A 2,876-nucleotide genomic window follows, 5' to 3' on the forward strand; every position below is an offset into this window, starting at 1 on the left:
AAAATGGCAGGAACGAATTCCCGCCAAATTTAGGGGATCAAGAGTCTAAAGAGGATCTTGTCCCCAGTCAAGGCAAGGCCCCGACCTCCCCGCCCCTCGAACCTCGACAAATTGTCTCGATTCGATGAACGGAGCGATCAGGGCCTTACGCTCATTTATCGCAGAACTCAGTTACCGCTCGAGTTCAGCGCTTCGGTCAGTGCAGCTTCCACTTCACTGGCGCTTACGCGCAACGGCTTGTCTGCTTCACGGCGACGCTTGCGCTCGCTGTGATATGCCAGGCCGGTACCTGCCGGGATCAGACGACCCACGACAACGTTTTCTTTCAGGCCGCGCAGGTAATCGCGCTTGCCGGTGACTGCCGCTTCGGTCAGTACGCGAGTGGTTTCCTGGAAGGAAGCCGCCGAGATGAACGATTCGGTGGACAACGACGCCTTGGTGATACCGAGCAGAACGCGAGTGTATTTGGAGACGAACTTGTCTTCGCCGCCCAGACGCTCGTTCTCTACCAGTACGTGAGTCAGTTCCATCTGGTCGCCCTTGATGAAACTGGAATCGCCGGATTCAGCGATTTCAACTTTACGCAGCATCTGACGCAGGATGGTCTCGATGTGCTTGTCGTTGATCTTCACGCCTTGCAGACGGTAAACGTCCTGAATCTCGTTCACGATGTACTTGGCCAGCGCGCTCACACCCAGCAGACGCAGGATGTCATGCGGATCGCTTGGACCGTCGGAGATAACTTCGCCACGGTTTACCTGTTCGCCTTCGAACACGTTCAGGTGACGCCACTTCGGAATCAGCTCTTCGTACGGATCGGTACCGTCGTTCGGGGTAATAACCAGACGGCGCTTGCCTTTGGTTTCTTTACCGAACGCGATGGTGCCGCTGACTTCAGCCAGAATCGACGCTTCTTTCGGACGACGAGCTTCGAACAAGTCGGCAACACGCGGCAGACCACCGGTGATGTCACGGGTCACGAAGTTTCTTGCGGGATACGCGCGATAACGTCACCGATCGCGATCTTCGCACCATCCGCTACACCGACCAGGGCGTTGGCTGGCAGGAAGTACTGAGCGATAACGTCAGTGCCTGGCAGCAACAGATCCTTGCCGTTGTCGTCAACCATCTTCACTGCCGGACGAATTTCTTTGCCCGCAGCTGGACGATCTTTCGCGTCGAGTACTTCAATGTTGGTCATACCGGTCAATTCGTCAGTCTGACGCTTGATCGTGATGCCTTCTTCCATGCCCACGTAGGTCACGGTACCTTTCATTTCGGTAACGATCGTGTGAGAGTGCGGATCCAACTTGGACAAGAATGCGCCAGAGTCGACCTTGTCACCTTCTTTAACCGAAATCACAGCACCGTACGGCAGCTTGTAACGCTCGCGCTCACGACCGAAGTCATCAGCGATTGCCAGCTCACCGGAACGGGACACCGCAACCAGGTGACCATCCACTCGCTCCACGTGCTTCAAATTGTGCAGACGAACGGTACCGCCATTCTTCACCTGAACGCTGTCCGCAGCGGAAGTACGGCTTGCCGCACCACCGATGTGGAACGTACGCATCGTCAGCTGGGTACCCGGCTCACCGATGGACTGGGCAGCGATCACGCCGACCGCGTCACCGATGTTCACCTGGTGACCACGAGCCAGATCACGGCCGTAGCACTTGGCGCAAATGCCATAGCGGGTTTCGCAGCTGATCGGCGAACGCACGATCACTTCGTCGATGCTGTTCAGCTCGATGAACTCTACCCACTTCTCGTCTACCAGAGTACCGGCCGGAACGATAACGTCCTCGGTGCCTGGCTTGAATACGTCACGGGCAATAACACGACCCAATACGCGCTCACCCAACGGCTCTACAACGTCACCGCCTTCAATGTGCGGAGTCATCAGCAGACCGTGTTCGGTGCCGCAATCGATCTCGGTTACAACCAGATCCTGCGCCACGTCTACCAGACGACGAGTCAGGTAACCGGAGTTCGCAGTTTTCAACGCGGTATCCGCCAGACCTTTACGAGCACCGTGAGTCGAGATGAAGTACTGAAGTACGCTCAAACCTTCACGGAAGTTCGCAGTAATCGGCGTTTCAATGATGGAACCGTCCGGCTTGGCCATCAGACCACGCATACCGGCCAGCTGACGAATCTGTGCTGCGGAACCCCGCGCACCCGAGTCGGCCATCATGTACATCGAGTTGAAAGACTCTTGATCGACTTCAACGCCGTGACGGTCGATAACCTTCTCTTTCGAGAGGTTGGCCATCATTGCCTTGGAAACTTCGTCGTTCGCTTTCGACCAAAGGTCGATCACTTTGTTGTACTTCTCGCCCTGGGTTACCAGGCCGGAGGCGTACTGGCTCTCGATCTCTTTCACTTCGTCGGTGGCAGCACCGATGATGCGGGCTTTCTCGTCCGGGATAACGAAGTCGTTAACACCGATGGAAACGCCGGAGATGGTCGAGTAAGCGAAACCGGTGTACATCAACTGGTCAGCGAAGATCACGGTCTCTTTCAAACCAACCACGCGGTAGCACTGGTTGATCAGCTTGGAGATCGCCTTTTTCTTCATCGGCAGGTTGACGACATCGTACGACAGACCTTTTGGCACAACCTGGAACAGCAGCGCACGGCCGACAGTCGTGTCGACGATACGGGTACCGCTCACGCTGTTGCCGTCACGGTCGTTGACGGTTTCGTTGATACGAACTTTAACCTTGGCGTGCAGTGCGGCTTCGCCGGCACGGAACACACGGTCAACTTCCTGCAGATCCGCGAATACACGACCTTCGCCTTTGGCGTTGATCGCTTCACGAGTCATGTAGTACAGACCCAATACAACGTCCTGCGCCGGAACGATGATGGGC

The 2,876-nt window shown here is 56.1% G+C and carries 1 pseudogene; it reads right to left on the reverse strand.

The window, feature by feature from the left end:
• Positions 1-167 precede the first annotated feature (167 nt).
• Positions 168-2,876 (reverse strand): annotated as a pseudogene (locus ACIF4X_RS29155) (DNA-directed RNA polymerase subunit beta'); the annotation flags it as partial.

This window comes from Pseudomonas sp. NPDC085632, from assembly GCF_044541255.1.
Lineage (GTDB): Bacteria > Pseudomonadota > Gammaproteobacteria > Pseudomonadales > Pseudomonadaceae > Aquipseudomonas.